The sequence below is a fragment of the Candidatus Thiosymbion oneisti genome, from assembly GCF_900092655.1.
GTDB lineage: Bacteria > Pseudomonadota > Gammaproteobacteria > Chromatiales > Chromatiaceae > Thiosymbion > Thiosymbion oneisti.
Genome location: NZ_FLUY01000592.1, coordinates 1 through 507 on the forward strand (window position 1 = coordinate 1; position 507 = coordinate 507).

General features: G+C 56.6%; 1 protein-coding gene. It reads left to right on the plus strand.

The genetic code is table 11. From position 1 onward, the window contains the following. Positions 1–340, plus strand: a 340-nt coding sequence (locus BQ17_RS22440) for a hypothetical protein (protein WP_218068137.1), incomplete at its 5' end; no start/stop codon positions are given. Positions 341–507: the final 167 nt, after the last annotated feature.

The window sequence follows — 507 nt, forward strand, 5'->3', positions numbered from 1 at the left end:
GCACAATGTGAAGGGGAATACCGTCGAGATAGATGCGCGGGCGGTGTGGTATGTCATGGGCGTAGCAGAAATTGAACTTGGCCCCTTTTCCTTTTTTATTCACCACAGAGGGCACAGAGAACACAGAGAAAACACGCAGAAAATTCTCTGTGTTCTCTGTGCCCTCTGTGGTTATTTTCCTTTACCTGGCAGCAGACAGGCCATGCGCTGTAGGTGTCGGCTCGCCGGCGGAGCGCAGGCATCTCGCCCGCAAGGGAAGCCGTTTTTATCCACAGATTGCGCAGATTTTCGCAGATTAGTAGGATGGGTCGTGGAATCGATGCTGCGTGCTCCGGCGTAACCGGCAGGTGGACAGGGTTCGTCATCAGAACATAGGCGTGCAGTGCGCAGTGTTCGCGTCGCAGCGCTTCGCGAAGCTGGTTCAGGTAGGCATAAGCCCACGTAGGTCGGGTAAGGCGCGCCTGTGGTGGTCACGTTGGCTGCGATGATTGGCGCGCCGTCACCCGA